The following is a 23309-nucleotide window of genomic DNA, read 5'->3' as shown; positions in this document are numbered from 1 at the left end:
AAAAAACCGCGGAAATCCGCGGTTTGATTTTCCCACCCTCCAGACGCTTACCAGAACCGTTGCTGGGTCAACCGGCTCCACCAGTTCAGCAATACGCGATCGATAGAGCCGCTGGCCGCCATGCCGATACGTTCCTGCAGGCTTTTGCGCTCGGCGTAATGCAAATGATAGAGCTCGGACTGTTTGGCGCGTTCGGCAAGGTATTCATCGCTGGTCTTGAGTTCATCCACCAGGCGTTTATCCAGGGCCGAGACGCCCAGCCAGATTTCACCGGTGGCCACTTCGTCGATGGCCAGTTGCGGGCGATAACGGGAAACGAAGTTTTTGAACAGCTGGTGGGTGATGTCCAGCTCCTCCTGGAACTTCTCCCGGCCCTTCTCGGTGTTTTCGCCAAACACCGTCAGGGTGCGCTTGTACTCGCCGGCCGTCAGTACTTCGAAGTCGATGTCGTGCTTTTTCAGCAGGCGATTGACGTTGGGCAACTGCGCCACCACGCCGATCGAGCCAAGAATGGCGAACGGCGAGCTGATGATCTTCTCGCCGATGCACGCCATCATGTAGCCGCCACTGGCCGCGACCTTGTCGATGCACACGGTCAACGGCACGCCGGCATCACGAATCCGCGCCAGTTGCGACGACGCCAGGCCATAGCTGTGAACCATACCGCCGCCGCTTTCCAGGCGCAGCACCACTTCATCCTTGGGCGTGGCGAGGCTCAGCAGCGCGGTGATTTCGTGGCGCAGGCTTTCCGTAGCCGATGCCTTGATGTCACCGTCGAAATCCAGCACGAACACCCGCGGTTTGGCCTCGGGTTTCTTCTTTTGTTTTTTCTCGGTTTTAGCCTGGGCCTTGCGCAAGGCCTTGAGCTGATCCTTGTCGAGCAAGGTTTGCTCCAGACGCTCGCGCAGCCCTTTGTAGAAGTCATTGAGTTTGTTGACTTGCAACTGGCCGGGCGACTTGCGTCGACCTTTGCTGCGCAACGCCGCAAAACTGGCCAGGACCACCAGAATGGCGATCACCAGGGTCACAGTCTTAGCCAGGAAAATGGCGTACTCGAACAAAAGCTCCACAGGGACTCCTTCAATGCGATGCGCGGTATAAACACGCGCGGGATACCTCCAGCATACCCATGCGCCAGCCCGACGACCAGCCGTGAAACCTCTAGTGTCCTATCTCACAAATACTGTTCCTTTTTGACGGCGTCCGTTGCCGTCATGCTGCGTTGCCGCTCCTCGCCATAGCGGGCTATGACTCGTCGCGGCGCCTTGCCTGACGACAACAGCCACTCGTCAAAAGAGGAACGTATTTGTAAGACAGGACACTAGCAACAGGCCTGTAACGGGCATTTCAAACAAGCGTATGTTTTTTCATTGACAGCTCACCGCCATCCTCATAACCTCGCCAAACCTTCAACGTACCGGGATGACGCGGACGTGGGCAGCATCTATTTGATTCGACATGGCCAGGCCTCCTTCGGTGCAGACGACTATGACGTTCTGTCGCCGACCGGTATTCGCCAGGCAGAAGTCCTCGGCCGGCACCTGGCCGAACTCGGTGTCAGCTTCGATCGCTGCCTGTCGGGTGACCTGCGCCGTCAGCAACACACCGCCAACAGCGCGCTGGAACAGTTCGCGGCCGTCGGTTTGCCGGTACCGCCGCTGGAAATCGACTCTGCCTTCAACGAATTCGACGCCGACGCGGTGATCCGTGCCCTGCTGCCGGCGATGCTGGACGACGAGCCCGAAGCGCTGGAAATTCTGCGCAACGCCGCACAGAACCGTGCCGAGTTCCAACGCATCTTCGCCCTGATCATCGAGCGCTGGCTCGCCGGTACCTATGACACACCGGGTCTGGAAAGCTGGCTGGGTTTCGTCGAACGCGTGCAGGCCGGTCTGCAGCGGCTGCTCGAACACGCTGACAACACTCAGAAAATCGCTGTGTTCACTTCCGGCGGCACCATCACTGCCCTGCTCCATCTCATTACGCAAATGCCGGCAAAGCAGGCCTTTGAACTGAACTGGCAAATCGTCAACACCTCGCTCAACCTGCTCAAGTTTCGGGGTCGCGAGGTGGCCCTGGCTTCCTTCAACAGTCATGCGCACCTGCAACTGCTGAAGGCCCCGGAACTCATCACGTTTCGTTGAGTCCGGACTATTGTGACCCTGGCTGTAATCACCCAGCTCTTATTACCCAAGAAAGGATCGAACCATGACCTCCGTAGCTGATGCCGTACAAGCAATGAAAGCCAAGTTCAACCCAGCCGCCGCTGCCGGTCTGGACCTGGTATTCGGTTTCCGCATCGACGATACCAAGAACTTCTCGCTGATCGTCAAAGACGGCACCTGCGAACTGCAAGAAGGCGAAAACCCGGACGCCCAGGTCACTCTGGTGATGGACGGCGAAACTCTGGAAGGCATCGTCGACGGTTCGACCGACGGCATGCAAGCGTTCATGGGTGGCAAACTGCGTGCTGAAGGCGACATGATGCTGGCCATGAAACTGTCCGAGCTGTTCCCGGCGTAAGACGACGGCTCCCGCTCCCGGGAGCCTCTCTGGCTGCATGCGAATCCCGCCCCTCGTGGCGGGATTCGTCGTTTTTCGCCCTCGGAAAACGGCTATCTGCGGATATGCCGACTATATTCCTTCAGGCCGCATGCGTCAGACATCGGCTGTTTGCCTTCGCTTCTTTTGTGAAGAACTGTGTGGAGAGCGCTGCCATGAGCCCACCTGACGAGCCCAACGACTTCAGTCGCCGCCGTGTACTGCAAGGTCTTTCGGCAGGCGCCATCGGTGCCTGGATCAGTCCGCTCACCGCAGGGAGTAAAACCATGCCCGACACCCCCGCCGACCTGATTCTGTACAACGGACGCCTGCACACCGTCGACCGCAAAAAACCCCAGGCCAGTGCCGTCGCGATCAAGGACGGGCGCTTCGTGGTAGTCGGCAGCGATGCCCAGGCCATGGCCCTGCAAGGCCCCGGCACGCAAATCATTGATCTGCATGGGCGCACGGTGATTCCCGGTCTCAACGACTCCCATCTGCACTTGATCCGTGGCGGCCTCAATTACAACCTCGAACTGCGCTGGGAAGGGGTGCCCTCCCTGACCGATGCACTGCGCATGCTCAAGGATCAGGCCGATCGCACACCCACGCCGCAATGGGTGCGGGTGGTCGGTGGCTGGAACGAGTTCCAGTTTGCCGAGAAGCGCCTGCCGACGATTGAAGAACTGAACAAGGCCGCGCCAGACACTCCTGTGTTCGTGCTGCACCTCTACGACCGCGCCCTGCTCAACCGTGCCGCGCTGAAAGTGGTCGGTTATACCCGTGACACGCCGAACCCGCCGGGCGGCGAAATCCAGCGCGACGCCAATGGCGATCCGACCGGTATGTTGATCGCCCGCCCCAACGCGATGATCCTCTACTCAACCCTGGCCAAGGGGCCGAAGCTGCCACTGGAGTATCAGGTCAACTCGACCCGCCAGTTCATGCGCGAACTCAACCGGTTGGGTGTCACCAGCGCCATCGATGCCGGCGGCGGTTATCAGAATTACCCGGACGACTATCAAGTCATCCAGCAACTGGCCAAAGACCAACAGCTCACGGTGCGCATTGCCTACAACCTGTTCACCCAGAAACCCAAGGAAGAACTGACCGACTTCAAGAACTGGACCAGCACCTCCCATTACGGCCAGGGCGATGACTTCCTGCGGCACAACGGCGCCGGCGAGATGCTGGTATTTTCGGCAGCGGATTTTGAAGATTTCCTCGAACCACGCCCCGACCTGCCGCAAACCATGGAACAGGAGCTGGAACCGGTGGTGCGGCATCTGGTGGAACAGCGCTGGCCCTTCCGCCTGCACGCCACCTACAACGAATCCATCAGCCGCATGCTCGACGTGTTCGAGAAGGTCAACCGGGATATTCCGTTCAACGGCTTGCCGTGGTTCTTCGACCACGCCGAAACCATCAGCCCCCGGAACATCGAACGGGTCAAGGCCCTGGGTGGCGGCATCGCCATTCAGGACCGCATGGCGTTCCAGGGCGAATACTTCGTCGACCGTTACGGCGCCAAAGCGGCCGAAGCGACACCGCCGATCGCGCGCATGCTCGCCGAGGGCGTGCCGGTGGGCGCCGGTACCGATGCCACCCGCGTTTCCAGCTACAACCCGTGGACCTCGCTGTACTGGCTGGTCAGCGGCCGCACCGTCGGCGGATTGGCGTTGTACCCGCAAGGCTTGAGCCGCGACACCGCACTGGAACTCTTCACCCACGGCAGCGCCTGGTTTTCTTCCGAGCAAGGCAAGAAAGGCCAGATCAAGGTCGGGCAACTGGCGGACCTGATTGCGCTGTCGGCGGACTACTTCCACATCGAAGACGAAGCCATCAAATGGATCGAGTCGGTGCTGACCATTGTCGACGGCAAGATCGTCCACGGTAGTGTCGAGTTCGAAAAACTGGGGCCACCGCCAATCCCGGTAGTGCCTGAGTGGTCGCCGGTGGTCAATGTACCGGGGCACTGGAAACCCCTGGCGCCACTGACCGCGCAAGTGCACCAGTGTGTGGGCGCTTGCGCGGTGCATGCCCACAGCCATGAACGGGCGCGATTGTCGTCCGCGCCGGTCAGTGACTATCAAGGGTTCTGGGGCGCGTTTGGCTGTTCCTGTTTCGCATTCTGAAAAGAGAAAAGATCGTCCGAAGGCTCGGGCCGCGTTCGGACGATCTTTTTGATTCCAAGCCTCTGCAACACTCGCTGACACAAGCTTGACCTCGATCACTTGTTCACCACCGCACAACCTCTACCATCACGCTTCCATCGAAAGCCAAGGACGGCTCATCGGGAGCCTGCGGCCCATTTTTCTCAAGGAAGAGTTGATCATGCGGTCATTGAAAATCATTTTGCTGGCATCAGCGTTCAACGGTCTGACCCAGCGGGCCTGGCTGGATCTGCGTCAGGCCGGCCACTCACCCAGCGTGGTGTTGTTCACCGATGAAGATGCGGTGTGCGAACAGATCGAACACTCCGGCGCCGACCTGGTGATCTGCCCGTTCCTCAAGGACCGGGTACCGCAACAGCTGTGGAGCAACCTCCAGCGTCCCGTGGTGATCATTCATCCGGGCATCGTCGGTGACCGTGGCGCCAGCGCGCTGGACTGGGCGATCACCCGTGAACTCGGTCGCTGGGGTGTGACCGCGTTGCAAGCGGTGGAGGAAATGGACGCCGGGCCAGTCTGGGCCACGTGTGCATTCAACCTGCCTCAAGGTCTGCGCAAATCCGAGCTGTACAACGGGCGCGTCAGCGACGCGGCAATCACCTGCATCCGCGAAGTCGTGGAAAAGTTTATCGACGGTTTCGAGCCAGTGCCTTTGGACTACAGCCAACGCCATGTGATTGGCCGGTTGCAGCCGAACATGAAGCAAGTCGACCGATCCTTCAGCTGGCACGACAGCTCACACTTCATCAAACGCTGCATCGACGCCGCCGACGGCCAGCCCGGCGTATTGGCCAGCCTGGCCGGCGGTCAATACTACCTGTATGACGCCCATCCGGATTCGCGCAGCGGCACGCCGGGGGAGATTCTGGCGGTGCATGACGATGCGGTGCTGGTGGCGACCGGCGATCACAGCCTGTGGATCGGCTCGCTGCGACGCAAACCCCGACCCGGCGAAGAAACCTTCAAGCGTCCAGCCCGGCATGTGCTCGCCGAGCAGCTTGCGCAAGTCCCGACCCTTGATTGGTCGATCGCCTCTCAGCCATTTAACAACGAAAGCTATCAACCGATCCGCTATCGCGAGTCGGGGCATGTCGGCGAGCTGACCTTCGAGTTTTACAACGGCGCCATGAGCACCGAACAGTGCCAACGACTGGTGGAGGCCCTGCGCTGGGCCAAGTCTCGGGACACCCAAGTGCTGCTGATCAAGGGTGGACGCGGCAGTTTCTCCAACGGCGTGCACCTCAACGTGATCCAGGCCGCAGCGGTTCCGGGGCTGGAAGCCTGGGCCAATATTCAGGCGATTGACGACGTCTGCCAAGAACTGCTCAGCGCCCGGCAACTGGTGGTCAGCGGCCTGACCGGCAATGCCGGGGCTGGTGGCGTGATGCTTGCGCTGGCTGCCGACATCGTCTTCGCCCGCTCCGACATCGTGCTCAACCCCCATTACAAAACCATGGGCCTGTACGGCTCCGAATACTGGACCTACAGCCTGCCCCGCGCCGTCGGCCCGGCGATGGCGGAAAAACTCACCGAAGACTGTCTGCCGATCAGCGCCGTCCAGGCCTTGCAGTCAGGCATGGTCCAGGAAATCGGTCCGCGCTGCCCGGACGAGTTTGGCCTGTGGCTGTTGCAGCGCGCCAATGGAGCGTTGAGTGATCCGGCGTACCAGGCCGTGCGTGAGCGTAAAAACCGGTTCGATACTCAATTGATGCAGCACTGCCGTAATGCCGAGCTGGAAGAAATGCACCAGGATATGGTGCAGAACCGTAAGCAGTTCGCCGAGAAGTGTCGCAATTTTGTGTTCAAGCGCAAGGCGTGTGGCACGCCGCAGCGGTTAGTGGCTGAGTGGGCGATTGTTCGGGATGTTGAATTAGTCGGGTGATCTTTTGATCCTGCTTTCTCTTACAATGCCCGCACCTCCCGCATCGGCATTCCCATGGACATCGACCTCGCCCGCACCTTTCTGGAAATCGTCCGCCACGGCAGCCTGGCCGCGGCGGCCGAAAAGTTGCACGTCACCCAGACCGCGATCACCGCCCGGGTGCAGAAGCTCGAAAGTCAGCTGGGCAGCACGCTGTTTGTGCGCAACCGCGCCGGTGCGCGCCTGACGCCAAACGGCGAGGCCTTCGTGGTTTACGCCAATCAACTGGTGCAAACCTGGGAAGCGGCGCGTCGGGACTTGCCGCTGCCCGAGGGCTACCGCGACGTGCTGCACATCGGTGGCGAGGTCAGTCTGTGCAACCCGTTGATGCTCAGTTGGGCGGGCGAGCTGCGCGAAAAAATTCCCAGCCATGCCCTGCGCATGGAAATCCGTGACGGCGAAAACCTGCTGCGCCAATTGGAGCTGGGGGTTCTGGATGCGGCGCTGGTCTATCAGCCCGAGTACTGGCCGGGCCTGCAAGTGGAGCAGGTGCTGGAAGAGAAACTCATCCTGATACGCCTGGCCAGACAACCCGACCCTTACGTGTATATCGACTGGGGCCCGGACTTCCGTCGACAGCACGATGCCGCACTGCCGGATAAGGCCAAGGCGGCCCTGAGCTTCAACCTCGGACCGCTGGCCTTGCAATACATTCTGGAAAACGGCGGCAGCGGCTATTTCCGCACCCGCGTGGTCCAGAGCTATCTGGAAAGCGGCGTGCTGGAACCCGTGCCCAAAGCCCCGGAGTTCAGCTACCCGACCTATCTGGTTTATTCCCGGGACCGCGACTCGGCGACCCTGCAACGGGCCTTCGATCTGCTGCGCGAAGTGATCAAGACGGACGACGACTGGTCCCAGCGCTGGAACCCGTTGGCCTGACACCCAACAGGCGTCTTGCACCGGAGCATGGCGCTTGTGTCCTCAAGGTTCGGCCAGCCTTTGTGGTGGGATCGGCTAATCTGCTGGTTATAACAATAACCACAGGTGAACCCAGTGAGGCAGACCACCGAAGCATTCCGCGCGCGCTATCGTGCCGACATTCATCCGCTCTACAACCCTTGGTTGCACGGCACCTTTGTGTTGCTGTTCGGATGGCTGGCCATCGGCATGTTCTGGAGCACCGTGCATCAGGTGCAACCCCTGGAATGGCTGGCGGTGCCGTTGACCCTGCTGTTTTTCAACTTTGGCGTGTACGTCGTGCATCGGCATCTGGGGCACCATAAAAAGAGCCTGGCGCGGATGTTCTACGCCCGTCACGCCGGTGATCATCACAGCTTTTTCACCCTAGGCCACATGACTTACGACAGCGCGCGCGACTGGCGGGTGATTCTGTTTCCGGCCTGGCTGATCGTGTTGCACACCCTCGTCATCACCGCGCCCGTCTGGTGGTTGCTGGCTCAACTCAACGGCAACATCGCGGGGCTGTTTGGCGGCTGCATGGTCCTCGGTTACCTGAGCTATGAGGTGTTCCATGCCTGCGAACATCTACCGCCCGGCAACCCGGTAACGCGCTTGCCGTGGATCCGCCAGATGCGCCGTCTGCATGAACTGCATCACCGCCGTGAGCTGATGCAAGAGCGCAACTTCAATATCGTGTTGCCACTGATGGATTACCTGTTCGGCACCCTGTACTGGGAACCGGAGCAAGCGCTCCTGCACCTGACGAGAATACCCATGACCCGTATGCAGCACGTGATTGACATCCCTGGAAATCCGGTGGCCGTACTCGCCTACGCCAGCACGGTGACCCATTGGCCGCAGTGGCATCCGTCCTCTCTCAAGGTCGACGGTCAGAGCGGACCGCTGTACGCCGGAGCGCGGTTCGAGGAAGACATTCGGGCCGGTGGGCGTGAGGGGCATTTGCGCTGGGAAGTCGACGAATACCTGCCCGGTCGCCGCTGGCGCGCTCGGGCCCGGGGCGATCATGGATTGTCGTTGGTGGTGACTTACGAGTGTGAGGCTGCGGGCGACGGCACGCGGTTTGTCCGCACCCTGGAATATCACTTCAGCGGCCTGGGAATGCGCATCGCCAATCGACTGCTGCTCAAGCGGCGCATCGAGCGTGAATCTGCGCAATCGATGCTGGCGTTACGCGAGATGGCGCAAAAACATCTGGCCCCGGCAGGAGTCAGCGCGTGAAAAGAGCCCTCAAGTTCCGGCATGCGTTGTTGCTGCTGATCATTGTGATTGGCGCCTTGCTGTTGTTATTACCGACCAAGGTTCAACCGGTAGCCTGGACACCGCCGACGGCGCCCTCCCTCGTCGATGGCATCTACGCCGCCAATCAGCGACTCAAAGGCGTGGAGCGTGTCGGCGCCGCTGACATCGACGGCCCGGAGGCGTTGCTGCTGGAAGAAAACGTCCTGATCACCGGTCTGCATGACGGTCGGTTGGTTCGCAGCAGCCTCGACGGCAAAACCACCAAGGTGCTGGCCGATACCGGCGGCAGACCGTTGGGCCTGGCGCGGCATCCTAATGGTTTGCTGGTGATCGCCGACGGGATCAAGGGTTTACTGTCGCTCGACGCCCAGGGCCGGTTGATTGCATTGAGCACCACGGCCAACAACGTACCCTTGGGTTTTACCAATGACGTGACCATCGACAAGTCCGGGCATTATGCCTATTTCAGCGATGCTTCCAGCCGTTGGGGGTATGGCATGGATGGCGAGGCGATCATCGAACACGGTGGCGACGGCCGCTTGCTGCGTTATGACTTCCAGACCGGCAAAACGGCGGTTCTGATGGACAAGCTGGAGTTCGCCAACGGCGTGACCCTGGGGCCTGACGATGCGTTTGTGCTGGTCAATGAAACCGGTGCTTATCGCATCAGCCGCTATTGGCTGACCGGGCCGAAAACCGGCACCCACGACCTGTTCATCGACAATTTGCCAGGGCTGCCGGACAACCTGGCGTTCAATGGCCGCGACCGTTTCTGGGTGGCGCTGTATACACCGCGCAATGCCTTGCTCGACGCCACGGCGCCCTATCCCCTGGTACGCAAAATGATTGTGCGGGCGATGACAGTGCTGCCCAAGCCGGTGGAGAAGCGCGCCTTCGCCCTCGGCCTGGACCTCGACGGTAAAGTGATTGCCAACCTGCAAGACGCCAGCAGCGGCAACTACTCCCCCATTACCACCGTGCGCGAGTATGGGGACTGGCTGTATCTGGGGTCGCTGAAAGCGCGGCACATGGCGCGGTTACCGTTGAGCACGGCATTGCAGAAGTAACGGTGACCAACTGTTCGTGAATGACGCCATGCCAGTCAACATCAATGTTGAATATCAGTTCTTGTAGCGGCTGGCGAAGCCTGCGGTACTTTTCTTTACGGGGAAAGGCTGGATCGGGGCATGGGGCACCTCGCATGGAGCCGTAAAGTCGGACTCTGATCGTTCGAGGTGCCGGTATTGATCCCCGTTCCAATTTTTCAGTCACCGGTCGTCGGTGATTCTGCATAGCGTTCAGGACGGCGTCTGAAGTCGCTCAACGATCTTGTTCTTGACCTGTACGCGCTTCTCCTTGAGCTTCTTCAGTGCCTCATCGCTGGGCGCATCCGATTGTGCGGACTCGGCCTTCACCACCTCCGCGTCCGCCTGGGAGTACTTGTTGAGCAGTGAATCCAGTAACGGATCCTTGGTGCGTTTTTGCTGGATCTCTTCCTTCGTGCAGCGCAAGTCCTGATAAAGGTCATGGGTCACCGGCATGGAACACCTCCGTTTGTTAATCGGTGGCAAACGTGATCGATGGCGTTCGCCAATTATCAGAATGGCCTCGCTTACCCGGTTCTGTCGACCGTCTATCAGACCAGCGGTGCCCGTTCGTCGTCCTGTCGCAAACGCGATCAAACCTTTGCCGAGCGCCCATGAAACCACCCTTGATTCAGCCACCAAGCACCGTGCGCACCATCCGTGTCAGCGCTTGCGGGCCATAAGGTTTGCTCAGCAGATAAGTGTCGGGGCTGAGTTGGTGATCGCGCGAAATAATGTCGCGGGTGTGGCCGGAGGTAAACAGCACCGCCACCGGAGGATTCTGCACCTTGGCCCAGGCGGCCAGGTCCGAGCTTTTGATCAGGCCGGGCATGACCACGTCGGTGAAGATCAGGTCCACTGTCGCGCCGTCCAGCAACATCTGCATCGCCAGGTCACCGTTGGCCGCGGTCAGGACCTGATAGCCCTCTTCACACAACAAGTCCACCGCCGAGCAACGTACCGCTTCGTTGTCCTCGACCACCAGAATGGTTTCATGCCCGCCCCGGTGCTGCGGAGCATGGCGCGTTGTTTCACTGGGCAACGGGCGCAAACTGCGAGGGAAATACAGCTGCACCCGGGTGCCTTGCCCGACGACGCTTGCGATCTCGATATGCCCACCGCTCTGTTTGACGAAACCGAACACCATGCTCAACCCCAGGCCGGTGCCCTGGCCGTATTTCGGCGAACGTGATTGCTTCCTGCGCGGGTGACGCATGTCGCAGGCTCAGCGGAAATCCCGGCTGCGCACATGAATGCCGTCGAGCAATGAACTCAGGTCGCTCAAGCGTCCGGCAATCAGGTGCCGCACCTCACCTTCCTTTTCCCAGCGCCCATCAACCTTGAGCAATTGCGAGCCGACCAGTACCTGCCGTTGCCGGTCGGCCAGGTCGCGCCAGACCACCACGTTGACGTTGCCGAACTCGTCTTCAAGGGTCACGAAGGTCACGCCGCTGGCGGTGCCCGGACGCTGCCGACCGGTGACCAGCCCGGCGACGCTAATCGGACGCCCATGCTCGACCGCCAGCAATTCCCTGGAGCTGCGACAACGCCGGGCCTTGAGCTCCCCCCGCAGCAACGCCAGCGGATGCGGGCCGAGGGTGGTGCCGACACTGGCGTAATCGGCTTGCAGGTCTTCGCCCACGGTGGGTTTGGGCAGAGACACCGCCGGCTCTTCCTGACTCGGCAGACCGGCAAACAAGCCGAGTTGTTTCTGCACCCCCGCCACCTCCCAGCGCGCCCGATGCCGGTCGCCGGCCAGCCCGCGCAGCGCACCGGCATCGGCCAGTTGCTCTTGGGCGCGAGCATCGAGTCGTGCCCGTTCGCCAAGGTCGGCGATGTCGGCAAACGCCCCTTTCGACCTTGCCATCTCGATGCGCCGGGCATCGTCTTCGCGAAAGCCCTTGATCATCCGCAACCCCATGCGGATGGCCGGCTGCGCGCCGGTGACCGGTTCCAGGCTGCAATCCCAGTCACTGGCCCGCACATCCACGGGGCGAATTTGCAAATGATGGCGGCGGGCATCCTGGAGAATCTGGTCCGGGCTGTAGAAACCCATGGGCCAGCTGTTGATCAGCGCACAGGCGAAAGCCGCCGGCTCGTGGCATTTCAACCAGCAACTGGCGTAGGTCAGCAAGGCGAAACTGGCGGCGTGGGATTCGGGAAAACCGTAGTCGCCGAAGCCTTTGATCTGCTCGAAGATCTGCGCGGCGAACTCCGCCGTGTAGCCGTTTTTCTTCATCCCGTCCGCCAGACGTTCCTTGTGCGGTTCCAGCCCGCCATGGCGCTTCCAGGCCGCCATGGAGCGGCGCAATTGATCGGCCTCGCCGGGGCTGTAGTCGGCGGCGACAATCGCGATCTGCATCACCTGTTCCTGGAATAGCGGCACGCCCAGCGTACGTTTGAGCACCGCTTCAAGTTCTTTCGACGGGTATTTCACCTCCTCTTCGCCCTTACGCCGCCGCAGGTAGGGATGCACCATCCCGCCCTGAATCGGCCCCGGACGAACGATCGCCACCTCGATCACCAGATCGTAGAAGTTCTTGGGCTTGAGCCTGGGCAGCATCGACATCTGTGCCCGGGACTCGATCTGGAATACCCCGATGGTGTCCGCATGGCCAATCATCTCGTAGGTTTGCGGGTCTTCGGCCGGCACCGTCGCCAGGCTCAGATCACGGCCCCGGTGCCGACGCAGCAGATCGAAACAACGACGAATCGCGCTGAGCATGCCCAGCGCCAGAATATCGACCTTGAGCAGCCCGACCGCATCCAGATCGTCCTTGTCCCACTGAATAATGGTGCGCTCGGCCATGGCGGCGTTTTCCACCGGCACCAGGCTGTTCAGGGGCTGCTCGGAAATCACGAAACCGCCAGGGTGCTGGGACAGGTGCCGGGGAAAACCGATCAGCTGTTGGGTCAGGCTCAGCACTCGGCGCAACACCGGGCTATCGGGGTCGAAACCACCCTCACGCAGACGCTCGACGGGCGGCGCCTGATTACTCCAGTGGCCGCAACAGTCGGCCAGGGCGTTGACCTGATCCGGCGGCAACCCCAACGCCTTGGCCACGTCCCGTACTGCGCCGGCACCGTGGTAAGTGCTGACCACCGCCGTCAGCGCCGCACGGGCCCGGCCATAACGCTGAAACACATATTGCAGGACTTCTTCGCGCCGCTCGTGCTCGAAATCCACGTCGATGTCCGGCGGTTCGTTGCGCTCTTTGGAGAGAAAACGCTCGAACAGCAGCGTGCTGCGATCCGGGTCGATCTCCGTGATTCCCAGCACGAAGCACACCGCCGAGTTGGCGGCAGAACCGCGCCCCTGACAGAGAATGTGTTGCTGGCGGGCGTAATTCACAATGTCGTGAACCGTCAGGAAATAACTCTCGTACCCCAGCTCGGCAATCAGCTCCAGTTCCTTGTCGATCTGCGCCAACACCTCGGCCTTGGGGCTTTTTTCCCAGCGCCAGCGAATCCCCTTTTCTGCCAGCACCCGCAACCAGGACGTGGGCGTGTGACCGTCGGGCACCAGTTCCCGTGGATATTGATAACGCAACTGACCGAGGTCGAAGCTGCAGCGTCGGGCAATGCTCAGCGTCTCGTCGAGCAGCGCCTGCGGGTAGAGATCGCGCAAGTCGTCGAGGCTGCGCAAATGCCGCTCGCCATTGGGGTGCAGACGCAACCCGGCCTCGGCCACCGGCAGGTGATGGCGGATCGCGGTCATGGTGTCCTGCAAGGCGCGCCGGCCCCGGGCGTGCATGTGCACATCGCCGCTGGCCACCGCCGGGATCCGCAGCTCCCGCGCCAGGGTCAGCAGCGCCGCCAGTTGCCGGGTGTCGTCCTGCCCGCGATGTAACTGAACGCTCAGCCACAGGCGCTCGGCGAAGGTCTGCTTCAGCCAGTGGCCCTGCGCAAAATCATCGACTGTGTCTGGCGCCCACAATGCCAACAGCCCCGGCAATGGCTCGCTGAAATCCTCCCGCAACACCTGATACTGACCTTTCTGCGTGCGGCGTCTGGCGCGGGTAATCAGTCGGCACAGGGTCTGGTAACCCTCGATATTTTCCACCAGCAGCACCAGTTTCGGGCCGCCTTCAATGCGTATTTCGCTGCCGATGATCAGCGGCAGCTCCACGGACTTGGCCGCCTGCCAGGCACGGACGATACCCGCCAGGGTGCATTCGTCAGTGATCGCCAGCGCCTGATAGCCCTGCTTTTTCGCCCTTTGAAAAAGCTCAAGCGCACTGGAAGCACCGCGCTGAAAACTGAAGTTCGACAGGCAGTGCAGTTCGGCATAGTCGACGCTCATGCGAACCAGCCCTGCAGCCACAACGGGCCGTCTTCGCCCACCGCCCGATAGGCCCAGCCCTGCTGACCGGAACGGGTTTCGATCAGGTAGTAATCGCGGCGCACGTCGTCGCCGTCCCACCAGCCGGACTCGATGCGCTCCGGCCCCATGAGGATGCGCGTCGAGCCTTCGTGTACCGCCTGCGGTTCAGTCAGCAACCAGCCCGGACGTTGCACGGCAGGCAGCCCCCCGCAGGCCTGACTGTCGACAGTGGTCTGCCACGCGCATTCCGGCCGGTGATCGGCCTGGAAGCGCAGGCCCTGCACCGCGTCATCCCCCAACCGTGCGCGCAAGCGTTCACGCAGTTGCTCCCAGGGCAAGGACTGTTGTGGACGATCATCGAACAACTCCTGACGCTGGGGCACGAAGGCCGGCAGATCTTCAGCGCGCAGACGAAAACCGCGCACAGGGGCTTCGACCTGAACCTGCTCCAGCCGCCCCCGGGCCAGCTCGAACAGCATCGCCGGGTCGCGCTCGGCGCTGAGCAGACCGACCTTGATCACGGTGTCCGGCAAGCCGGCATGTTCCAGGTGCAAGTCGAAACGCTGCACACCGCTGTCTCGTCCGCAGAGGAACGCCGACAGATCACCGGTCAATCGTCTTAAAGGAAACAACAACGCCTGATGGGATTGCACATCGAAGTTGAGCTCGATGCGCACATCGAAACGATCCGGCGGCAGGTAAAACGCCAGCGCCAGCCGCCGCTCGCCGAACAGGCTGTCCAGATGTTTGAGCACCTGGGCCTCGAAACGCCGGGCCAGGCTATGCCGGGGCAACGCCTGCACCTGACTCAAGGTGCGCAGCCCCATGCGCGATAACGCCGTGGCAACGCTGGGCTCCAGGGCGATCCGGTCGATGGGCAGTTGCCCCAGGTGATGCTGCAAGGCGTTATTGTCCGGCACCACCAGACCGTCATAAACGTTGGCCAGCACCCGCGCCGCCACCGGGTTGGGCGCGGCGACAATCCGGTGACGAAACCCCAGCTCGCCGAGTTCGGCGCGCAACCGTGCTTCGAACTGCGGCCAGGGCCCGAACAAGCCCAGGCTGGATTCGATTTCAAACACCACGGCCCGGGGGTAATGCACGCTGACCTGGGAACTGAACCGATAGGCCCAGGCGGCCAGGAACTGCTGCCAATGTTCGATCTCGGCCGCATCGTATTCAGCGGTGACGAACCCTTTGCTCAGGGCCTGGGCGGCGGTCATCGACTGACCGGGCCGCAAGCCCAGCGCCCGCGCCGAACCGTTGACCGCCTGCAGCACCCGCCGCTGGGCCGGACCGGTCAGCAACGCCAGCGGCTCGTCGGGGTCGGGGCGCTGACGCAATACCGCATCCAGCGCCAATTGCGGGAAGACAATGCACACCCAGCGCATGGCAACCTCAATGCCCCACGGCAAAGGCAATCGGCGCCGAACGGGCCAGCCCACCTCGGCACTTGAGCACCCGCAACTGAGCCGGTTTGGCATCGATGGCGATGCGCAGGGCCGCTGGCGACGGGTTGATGGCTTCACTGAGCGAGCGATAGGCGAATGCCAGGGTCTGTCCGGTTTCGGCCGCCACCTGCAAACGTCGCAACGCCCGGTCATCGGCCTTGTGCGGCCAGCACAACACCGCCCCGCAACTGCCCGAACGCAGGCATTGTTCCGCCGCCCACAGCGCATCGCGCTCGCTGGCCTGGATGATCGACAGTTGCCGCAGATCGACCCCGGCGTTCTGCCAGGCCTGGGGATACGGCACGTAAGGCGGCGCCACCAGCACGATGCGCTCGCCCGCCGCCGACAACCGTGCCAGCGTCGGCCACACCAGTTGCAACTCACCCACGCCTTGCCCGGCCAGGAGGATTTCACTCAGCGCCGCTTCCGGCCAGCCACCACTCGGCAATGCCGCATCCAGCGCCGCATGCCCCGTGGGTTGCGGGCTGACGGTCGGGGGTGCAGGCCGGCCCTTCCAGACCTGGCCGCCATTGAACAGCGTATCCAACGCAACGACGGCGCCCATCACCCTTGCCTCACCAGGCCGCAGAACACGCCTTCGATGGCCAGGTCCTGATCGGCTCGAACAATGATCGGCTGGTAAGCCGGATTGCGCGGTAACAGACGAACAGCCTCGCCGACCCGCTCGAAACGTTTGATGGTGACTTCGCCGTCGAGCCGTGCCACCACGATCTGGCCGTTGAGCGCTTCAGGATTGCGCCGCACGCCCACCAGATCGCCGTCGAGAATGCCGTCCTCGATCATCGAATCGCCCTGGACCCGCAGCAGGTAATCCGGCACCCGCGAGAAGATCGACGGATCAAGCAGCAAACGGCTGTGGACCTCGGCATCGGCCCCGATCGGCGCACCGGCCGCCACGCGACCGAGTACCGGAACGTCCAGCAATTCGGGCCGCGGCGGCTGGTTCAACAAGCGGATGCCGCGCGCCTGATGCGCATTGACCTCAATGAAACCCGCCTCGGTCAGCGCCAACACATGCTTGCGCGCCACGCTACGGGAGGCGAAACCAAAGGCCTCGCTGATTTCAGCGAGGCTCGGGGGCTGACCATGTTCGGCGATGCGATCGCGGATGAAGGTCAGGATGGCGGTACGGCGGGGAGTTAAAGTCGTCATGGAGTACATTTGTACTCTTTCGGCTTTTTCCTGGCAAGGACCGCCAGTCAGCTCAACCCGCGAGAGGTTAGAAACCCGGCGATGTAATCGATAAAAGCCACGACTTTGGCGGTCGCTCGCCGATGGCTCGGGTATACCGCCAGAATGTGCGGGCCAAAGCTGTCGGGATCGATGTCGTAGTCCGCCATCACCCGCACCAGTCGACCGTCGGCCAGATACGGCGCAGCACTCCACAGCGGCGTGTGCAGCAACCCACGCCCGGCCAGCGCATTGGCCAGCAGCAAGTCGTAATTGTCGCTGCGCAGCCGTGGCGCCTGGGGTTGCGGCAGGCTCAGGCGCTGCCCGTCGCGCTCGGCCCACCAGAATTCGCGGCTGAGCAGAGGGTGGCGATACAGCAACCACTCGTGTTCATCGAGGGTTTGCGGGGTGACCGGCAACCCCTTGCGCGCCAGATAGGCCGGGCTGCCACACAACGCCAGGCGATTGCTGCCAACGACGCGGGCGATCAGCCCCGGCAAGTCGTCATGGCCTTCGCGCAGGGCCAGGTCGTAGCCGCTTTCCAGCAGATTGACGAACTCATCGCACAGGTCCACTTGCAGATTGATCTGTGGGTACTGCTCCAGAAAACCGCCACACACCTGATCGAGAAAGGCTTGCCCATAGGCCAGTGGCGCGGTGATTTTCAGATTGCCACGCAGGCCGTGCTGCAACTGCTCGATTTCCTCGCCGGCCTCGTCCAGCCGTTGCAACACCTGACGCGCGGTTTCCAGGTAAAGCCGCCCCACTTCCGTCAGCAGAATCCGCCGGGTACTGCGTTCGAATAGCCGGGCGCCGAGCTCGGCCTCCAGGTGATTGACCGCTTTAGTCAGGGCCGATGGAGTCTTGCCCAGTTGCTCGGCGGCGCGGCTGAAACTGCCCAACTGCGCCGTGACCACGAACATTTTCAACGCGCCCAGTTTGTCCATTCTTTTTCCATTCCGGCAAAAACGTTTTTCGTGAGTGAGGCGTTCTGCTGAGCATGAGCAGCCACTAATCTGGCCATCAGACGCAATAACAAGGAAACATTCAATGAAAAGATTCATCCCGAATCTATTGATGACCGCCGTGGCTTTTGCCTCGATGGAAGCCATGGCGGCGACCGATCTGGTGCTGCTCAACGGCAAGATATTCACCGCCGACCGTAGCCAGCCCAAGGTGCAAGCCCTGGCAGTGCAGGACGGCAAAGTGCTGCACGTCGGCAGCGATGCGCAGATCAAAACCTTGATCGAGTCGGGAACGAAAGTGATCGACCTCGGCGGCAAGACCTTGATGCCCGGCCTGATCGACAGCCATTCCCACGCGATTTTCGGCGGACTGGAAATGGCCTCGGCCAACATGGAAGATGAGGTGGTCGGCCTCGATGAACTGGAAAAACGCCTGCGCGGATGGCGCGACGACGGTAAGGCGAAACACGGCGATGTGCTCAGCGTGGCCGGCATGAGTTCGGCGTACTGGGCCCAAGCCGAGGCCCTTGGCAAGAAGTTCAACACCGGCGAATGGGCCAAGGTACCCGTGGTGTTCACCGGCAGCGACCACCACACCGCCTGGGCCAACAACGTTATGCTCGAACGCGCGGGCATCGACGCCACCCTGCTGGAAAACCTGCCGGCCGCCGAACGCGACACCATCGGCAAGCTCGCCGACGGCAGCCCCAACGGTTTTCTGGTGGACGCCGGTTGGGATCGAGTCGCGTTGAAAATGCCCGCGCCCAGTGCCGCCGACATGCTGCGCGCCGCGCAAACCGCCGTGCGCTACAACAACAGCCTGGGCATCACCGCCTGGATGGACCCCGCCGCCAACGCCGCTCCCGGCGAGCCGGTGTTCGCCCTCACCCCCACAGAGAAAACCGTCGGCGTACTGCCGGTGTACAAAGCACTGTCGCAAAGCGGTGGCATGAGCGCCCACGTCGCCGCCCTGCTGGTGGCCAACCCGAAAAGTCTCCCGGCCGATCTGGATACGCTGGACAAGGTTCGCCAGCAGTTCCAGGGCATCCCCAACCTGACCCTGCCCGGTATCAAGATTTTTGCCGACGGCGTGATCGAATACCCGGCCCAGAGCGCGGCGATGATCGATCCTTACACCAACTCGCAAAAACAAGGCGAGCTGCTGATCGATCCCAAGCACTTCGGCGAACTGGTCAGTGCCATCGATCAACGCGGCTGGCGGGTGCACATTCACGCCATCGGCGACCGCGCGGTGCGCGAATCCCTGAACGGCATCGCCCAGGCGCGCAAGGATCGCCAGAGCGGCGTGACCCATTCGATCACCCACCTGCAAATGGTCAACCCGAAAGAGTTTGCGCGGTTCAAACCGCTCAACGTCATCGCCTCCATGCAGTTGCTCTGGGCCAGCGCCGACGATTACACCCAGGACATGATCAAGCCATACGTCAGCGCCCTCGCCTTCCGCTATCAGTACCCGGCGCACTCGCTGCTCAAACAGGGCGCGATGATCGCCGGGGCCAGCGACTGGCCGGTGTCTTCGCCCAATCCGTGGAACGCCATGGCCCAGGCGATCACCCGAAAAGGCCCGCTGGGCGTATTGAACGCCGACGAACGCATCGACCGGGAAACGATGTTCTACGCCTACACCCTCAACGCTGCCCGCACGATCGGTTTAGAGAAGCAAATCGGTTCGCTGAGCCCCGGCAAGCAAGCCGATTTCATTGTGCTGGACCGCGATGTGTTCAGTGTCGATGACAAAGCCCTGCACGACACCCAAGTGCTGCAAACCTGGTTCGCCGGTCGTGAAGTCTACGCACCGACACGCTAAGAAAAATCGCCTGTATACGCTGCCCAACTCCGCGTTCATCGCTGGGGTCTGGAGCAGCTTTGTCTCACATCTGCCCATAACAATCACAACAAAGGCACTGCCCCATGAAAGCGTTCACCCTGTTCGCCCTCGCAGCCTTCAGCCTGTTGCCCTTGGGCAGCCAGGCCCTGCCCTTGAATGACGACTTCGCTTTACTGGTCGACCTGACCCTGGCCAGCGACTACCGCACTCGCGGTATCTCACAAACCCAGAACGACCCCGCCGTGCAGGCCGGTGTGACCCTGGCCCACAGCAGCGGTCTGTACCTGGGCGCGTGGAGTTCGAACGTCGATTTCGGCGGTGGCCTGAAAACCCGTCAGGAAATCGATTACTACGGTGGTTGGTTTTGGCAGGCCAGCGACGTCATCAGCCTGGATGTCGGCTACCTCAAATACGCGTATCCAAAAGAGAGTCAATTCAATCAGAGCGAGGTCTACGGGATTCTCAACGTCTATGGCGTGAAACTCGCGGCCTATTACTCAGCCGATGCGCCCGGCATCGACAGCAAACAGAACACGTTGTACCGCTACGTAGGCTACGAAACTGAATTGCCCTATGGGTTGGGTTTGAAACTGCGTTACGGCGAAATGGATTTCAAGGATCCGCGATTGTATTCGGCCTCGGGGCATGGCGAAGAGGCTTACCATGAATGGGAGGCGAAGCTGACCCGCGAAGTGGCCGGGGTGTTGCTGGGGCTGAGTTACATCGACACCGATTTGTCGAAAAGCCAATGCATCAGCAACTGGGGGTTCGACGATGTGTGCAGCGCAACCCTGGTGGCGAGTGTCAGCAAATCCTTTTGATGGTTTTTTGTAGGAGCGAGGCTTGCCCGCGAAAGCGTTTTACCTGACACACCGCCTTCGCGGGCAAGCCTCGCTCCTACAGGTGTACGCGATCCGCTATTTAGCCGATGCGCAATGCGCGCAGGTCGAGGCGACCGTCCTTGAGCGGTGGGCACCAGTAGTAGCCGCCAGTGATCGGCCGGCTGATGCGATACAAACCGTCGGTGATGCCGTCTTCCAGACCGCTCATGCGCCGCAGCTGGGCTTCGAACGCGTCGAGGGAAAAACCGAACGCCAGGAACATCAGGCCGGCGCGATCGCCTTCGATCCACGGCATCGAGCGACGGACCACGAAGGCTTCGGGTGTGAAGCTTTCCTGGGCGGTGCGTTTGACGTGGGCGGAGATCGGCGCGTCGTCGAGTTCCTCGTTATCGCTCAGGCGCCGGCCCATGATGTTGTCCTGCTCATGGGATGGCATCGCGTGGAAGCCTTTCAGGTCATGCTGCCATTGCTGGATCGCGGCGAAGCTGCCACCGACCAGCCCCTCGGCGCCCTCGCCCAGCAGCGCGGCGGCTACAGCGGCTTCATCGTGAGGGTTTTCGGTGCCGTCTTCGTAACCAGTCAGGTCATTGCCGGTCATGTGGCGGAAGGTTTCGTTCATCTGCACCAAACGCAGGGCCGGTGCCAGCGCAGCTTCGATGGCGTGGCTGCGATTGAGCAATTCGCCACGGTCAACACCGTGCAGCCAGCACCAGAGCGCGTGTTGGGTCGACGGGTTGTCGACGCCGACACCGACCAGCGCAGGAAAGGCGCGCAAGCCGTCGATCTGCGTGTGCAGCGCCTTGACCAGGGATTCGCCGACACCGACCACCGCCGATTTTCCGTCCACCAGGCGTGTCAGGTTATCCAGCGCCGCCGGCAGTGCCTCGGCGGATTCAAGTGCGAAGAACATATGACGAGCTTGAGGCGGAACAGGGGTGGCGAGAATGCCCGGCTGGTAGTAACTCATATGAACTCCTTAAAAAGAGTTGGAGTTTAACCGGGGGATCGTCAGTTGTGTGCTATCAGGACAAAAGATCAGAACCCGGGGAGCGGGTCATGACAATTCGTGTTGCGATCTGGTAAAACGATTCAGCTATGCTGATCAGGCCTTGACCTATTAGCGGTACGTAGCGATAACACCTTATCCGCATCACCCAATCCAGACGGGGTAGCGACATGACCACAGCACCGATTCTTGGCAACCTGTTTCCCTCCGCCGACAGCATCCCGGAAAAATACCGCCTCAACGGCCAGACCGAACAGCGCGAATATCTGGTCGACGGAGAACTGAAAACCTGGTCCGGCCCCCTCGCCCAAGTCCGCAGCCCGGTGTACCTGAGCGGTGCGAATGGTGATGAACAAGTGATCCTCGGCAGCACACCGCTGCTCGATGCCGACACCGCACTGACCGCCCTCGATGCCGCCGTGCGCGCCTATGATCGGGGCCAGGGCTTGTGGCCTACCATGCGCGTGGCCGAGCGTATCCAGCACGTCGAAACTTTCCTCGGTCGTATGCGCGAACAACGTGAGGCAGTGGTCAAGTTGCTGATGTGGGAGATCGGCAAGAACCTCAAGGATTCGGAAAAAGAATTCGATCGCACCTGCGACTACATCGTCGACACCATCAACGCTCTCAAGGAACTCGACCGCCGCTCCAGCCGCTTCGAATTGGAGCAAGACACCCTCGGCCAGATCCGCCGCGTTCCGCTGGGTGTGGCGTTGTGCATGGGGCCTTACAACTATCCGCTGAACGAAACCTTCACCACGCTGATTCCGGCGCTGATCATGGGCAACACCGTGGTGTTCAAGCCGGCCAAGCTCGGGGTGCTGTTGATTCGCCCGTTGCTGGAGGCCTTTCGCGACAGCTTCCCGGCCGGAGTGATCAACGTCATTTACGGCAGTGGCCGCGAAACCGTCAGCGCGCTGATGGCCAGCGGCAAGATCGATATCTTTGCGTTTATCGGCACCAACAAGGCCGCCAGCGACCTGAAAAAACTCCACCCAAGGCCTCACCGCCTGCGCGCGGCGCTGGGCCTGGATGCGAAAAACCCCGGCATCGTCCTGCCGGAGGTCGATCTGGACAACGCCGTCAGCGAAGCCGTCACCGGCTCCTTGTCGTTCAACGGACAACGCTGCACCGCGCTGAAAATTCTCTTCGTCCATGAAGACGTGGTCGAGGCGTTCATCGAGAAATTCAACGCCAAACTCGCCGGCCTCAAACCCGGCATGCCGTGGGACAGCGGCGTGGCCCTGACGCCACTGCCGGAGTCAGGCAAGGTCGATTATTTGCACACCCTGGTGGCAGATGCCGTCAGCAAAGGCGCCGCCGTGGTCAACCCCAATGGCGGTGAATCCCGCGCATCGTTCTTCTACCCGGCCGTGTTGTACCCGGTGACACCGCAAATGCGCGTCTATCAGGAAGAACAGTTCGGCCCGGTTGTACCGATCGTGCCTTACCGCCATCTGGACACCGTGATCGATTACGTCCTGGAATCCGACTTCGGCCAGCAACTGAGCATTTTCGGTACCAACCCGGTGGCGGTCGGCAGGCTGGTGGACACCTTCGCCAACCAGGTCGGCCGGATCAACCTCAACGCCCAGTGCCAGCGCGGCCCGGACACCTACCCGTTCAACGGCCGCAAGAACTCCGCCGAAGGCACGCTGTCGGTGCACGATGCGCTGCGGGTATTTTCGATCCGGACCCTGGTGGCGACCAAGTTCCAGGAAAGCAGCAAAGAACTTCTCAGCGAGATCATCAGCGGACGAAACTCGAGCTTCCTGACCACCGACTACATCTTCTGAGGTCTGT

19 protein-coding genes are annotated in these 23309 nt (G+C 61.4%); 10 read left to right on the top strand and 9 right to left on the bottom strand.

Features of this window, described 5'->3' with window-relative positions; genetic code table 11:
- Positions 1–47 precede the first annotated feature (47 nt).
- Positions 48–1070, bottom strand: coding sequence for a protease SohB (sohB, locus tag HCU66_RS07785; protein WP_205887927.1), 1023 nt, complete (start codon positions 1068–1070; stop codon positions 48–50).
- 363 nt (positions 1071–1433) lie between these two features.
- Here sohB and HCU66_RS07780 point away from each other — a divergent pair, with 363 nt between their 5' ends.
- The 7 genes from HCU66_RS07780 to HCU66_RS07750 all read left to right on the top strand — a co-directional run bounded on the left by HCU66_RS07780 (position 1434) and on the right by HCU66_RS07750 (position 9860).
- Positions 1434–2144 (top strand): histidine phosphatase family protein, encoded by a 711-nt coding sequence (locus tag HCU66_RS07780; RefSeq protein WP_205887926.1) that lies wholly within the window; start codon positions 1434–1436, stop codon positions 2142–2144.
- Positions 2145–2208: 64 nt separating this feature from the next.
- Entirely contained in the window at positions 2209–2523 is a 315-nt protein-coding gene (locus HCU66_RS07775; RefSeq protein WP_123356684.1) for an SCP2 sterol-binding domain-containing protein, read from the top strand.
- Positions 2524–2828: 305 nt separating this feature from the next.
- Positions 2829–4676 carry an amidohydrolase gene (locus HCU66_RS07770; RefSeq protein ID WP_205888016.1) on the top strand — a complete coding sequence of 616 codons (1848 nt, stop codon included), beginning with the start codon at positions 2829–2831 and terminating at the stop codon, positions 4674–4676.
- A 199-nt stretch (positions 4677–4875) separates the two neighbouring features.
- Entirely contained in the window at positions 4876–6594 is a 1719-nt protein-coding gene (locus HCU66_RS07765) for a hydrogenase maturation protein (protein WP_205887925.1), read from the top strand.
- A 54-nt stretch (positions 6595–6648) separates the two neighbouring features.
- Complete coding sequence (locus tag HCU66_RS07760; protein WP_205887924.1) at positions 6649–7512, top strand: LysR family transcriptional regulator; 864 nt, start codon at positions 6649–6651, stop codon at positions 7510–7512.
- Between the two features lie 114 nt (positions 7513–7626).
- Positions 7627–8772, top strand: coding sequence for an SRPBCC family protein (locus HCU66_RS07755; RefSeq protein WP_205887923.1), 1146 nt, complete (start codon positions 7627–7629; stop codon positions 8770–8772).
- Complete coding sequence (locus HCU66_RS07750; protein ID WP_205887922.1) at positions 8769–9860, top strand: SMP-30/gluconolactonase/LRE family protein; 1092 nt, start codon at positions 8769–8771, stop codon at positions 9858–9860. The genes HCU66_RS07755 and HCU66_RS07750 overlap by 4 nt, the downstream gene beginning before the upstream one ends.
- Positions 9861–10091: 231 nt before the next feature.
- Here HCU66_RS07750 and HCU66_RS07745 read toward each other — a convergent pair whose 3' ends face one another.
- From HCU66_RS07745 to HCU66_RS07715, 7 genes are all read right to left on the bottom strand, one after another.
- Positions 10092–10334, bottom strand: a complete 243-nt coding sequence (locus tag HCU66_RS07745; protein ID WP_205887921.1) for a DUF465 domain-containing protein — start codon at positions 10332–10334, stop codon at positions 10092–10094.
- 175 nt (positions 10335–10509) lie between these two features.
- Complete coding sequence (locus HCU66_RS07740) at positions 10510–11094, bottom strand: response regulator (RefSeq protein ID WP_277397052.1); 585 nt, start codon at positions 11092–11094, stop codon at positions 10510–10512.
- A gap of 9 nt (positions 11095–11103) precedes the next feature.
- Complete coding sequence (locus tag HCU66_RS07735; protein ID WP_205887920.1) at positions 11104–14202, bottom strand: error-prone DNA polymerase; 3099 nt, start codon at positions 14200–14202, stop codon at positions 11104–11106.
- Positions 14178–15593, bottom strand: a complete 1416-nt coding sequence (locus HCU66_RS07730) for a Y-family DNA polymerase (protein WP_205887919.1) — start codon at positions 15591–15593, stop codon at positions 14178–14180. Before HCU66_RS07730 ends, HCU66_RS07735 begins: the two co-directional genes overlap by 25 nt.
- Before the next feature lie 7 nt (positions 15594–15600).
- Positions 15601–16218, bottom strand: a complete 618-nt coding sequence (gene imuA, locus HCU66_RS07725; protein ID WP_205887918.1) for a translesion DNA synthesis-associated protein ImuA — start codon at positions 16216–16218, stop codon at positions 15601–15603.
- Positions 16218–16835, bottom strand: coding sequence for a transcriptional repressor LexA (gene lexA, locus HCU66_RS07720; protein ID WP_205887917.1), 618 nt, complete (start codon positions 16833–16835; stop codon positions 16218–16220). The genes imuA and lexA overlap by 1 nt, the downstream gene beginning before the upstream one ends.
- A gap of 38 nt (positions 16836–16873) precedes the next feature.
- On the bottom strand, positions 16874–17791 hold the full coding sequence (locus HCU66_RS07715) for a LysR family transcriptional regulator (protein ID WP_205887916.1): 918 nt from the start codon (positions 17789–17791) through the stop codon (positions 16874–16876).
- Positions 17792–17894: 103 nt separating this feature from the next.
- Between HCU66_RS07715 and HCU66_RS07710 the strand changes: the two genes are divergently transcribed.
- Complete coding sequence (locus HCU66_RS07710; protein WP_205887915.1) at positions 17895–19637, top strand: amidohydrolase; 1743 nt, start codon at positions 17895–17897, stop codon at positions 19635–19637.
- Positions 19638–19741: 104 nt separating this feature from the next.
- Entirely contained in the window at positions 19742–20479 is a 738-nt protein-coding gene (locus HCU66_RS07705) for a TorF family putative porin (RefSeq protein WP_205887914.1), read from the top strand.
- 100 nt (positions 20480–20579) lie between these two features.
- Here HCU66_RS07705 and HCU66_RS07700 read toward each other — a convergent pair whose 3' ends face one another.
- A complete protein-coding gene (locus HCU66_RS07700; protein ID WP_205887913.1) occupies positions 20580–21467 on the bottom strand; it encodes a Dyp-type peroxidase in 888 nt (295 codons plus the stop codon).
- A gap of 209 nt (positions 21468–21676) precedes the next feature.
- Between HCU66_RS07700 and HCU66_RS07695 the strand changes: the two genes are divergently transcribed.
- Positions 21677–23302 (top strand): NADP-dependent glyceraldehyde-3-phosphate dehydrogenase, encoded by a 1626-nt coding sequence (locus tag HCU66_RS07695; protein ID WP_205887912.1) that lies wholly within the window; start codon positions 21677–21679, stop codon positions 23300–23302.
- Positions 23303–23309 lie beyond the last annotated feature (7 nt).

Origin of the sequence: Pseudomonas frederiksbergensis, assembly GCF_017114915.1 — a bacterium.
Classification (GTDB): Bacteria; Pseudomonadota; Gammaproteobacteria; order Pseudomonadales; family Pseudomonadaceae; genus Aquipseudomonas; species Aquipseudomonas frederiksbergensis_I.
This window is presented reverse-complemented; position numbering and strand designations above follow the sequence as displayed.

Bases quoted from the DNA above. Each gene is read 5' to 3' on its own strand.
- lexA (WP_205887917.1), bottom strand. From the start codon at position 16,835: ATGTACTCCATGACGACTTTAACTCCCCGCCGTACCGCCATCCTGACC.
- HCU66_RS07710 (WP_205887915.1), top strand. From the start codon at position 17,895: ATGAAAAGATTCATCCCGAATCTATTGATGACCGCCGTGGCTTTTGCC.
- HCU66_RS07760 (WP_205887924.1), top strand. From the start codon at position 6,649: ATGGACATCGACCTCGCCCGCACCTTTCTGGAAATCGTCCGCCACGGC.
- HCU66_RS07745 (WP_205887921.1), bottom strand. From the start codon at position 10,334: ATGCCGGTGACCCATGACCTTTATCAGGACTTGCGCTGCACGAAGGAA.
- HCU66_RS07730 (WP_205887919.1), bottom strand. From the start codon at position 15,593: ATGCGCTGGGTGTGCATTGTCTTCCCGCAATTGGCGCTGGATGCGGTA.
- HCU66_RS07695 (WP_205887912.1), top strand. From the start codon at position 21,677: ATGACCACAGCACCGATTCTTGGCAACCTGTTTCCCTCCGCCGACAGC.
- imuA (WP_205887918.1), bottom strand. From the start codon at position 16,218: ATGGGCGCCGTCGTTGCGTTGGATACGCTGTTCAATGGCGGCCAGGTC.
- HCU66_RS07705 (WP_205887914.1), top strand. From the start codon at position 19,742: ATGAAAGCGTTCACCCTGTTCGCCCTCGCAGCCTTCAGCCTGTTGCCC.
- HCU66_RS07700 (WP_205887913.1), bottom strand. From the start codon at position 21,467: ATGAGTTACTACCAGCCGGGCATTCTCGCCACCCCTGTTCCGCCTCAA.
- HCU66_RS07770 (WP_205888016.1), top strand. From the start codon at position 2,829: ATGCCCGACACCCCCGCCGACCTGATTCTGTACAACGGACGCCTGCAC.
- HCU66_RS07740 (WP_277397052.1), bottom strand. From the start codon at position 11,094: ATGCGTCACCCGCGCAGGAAGCAATCACGTTCGCCGAAATACGGCCAG.
- HCU66_RS07765 (WP_205887925.1), top strand. From the start codon at position 4,876: ATGCGGTCATTGAAAATCATTTTGCTGGCATCAGCGTTCAACGGTCTG.
- HCU66_RS07715 (WP_205887916.1), bottom strand. From the start codon at position 17,791: ATGGACAAACTGGGCGCGTTGAAAATGTTCGTGGTCACGGCGCAGTTG.
- HCU66_RS07775 (WP_123356684.1), top strand. From the start codon at position 2,209: ATGACCTCCGTAGCTGATGCCGTACAAGCAATGAAAGCCAAGTTCAAC.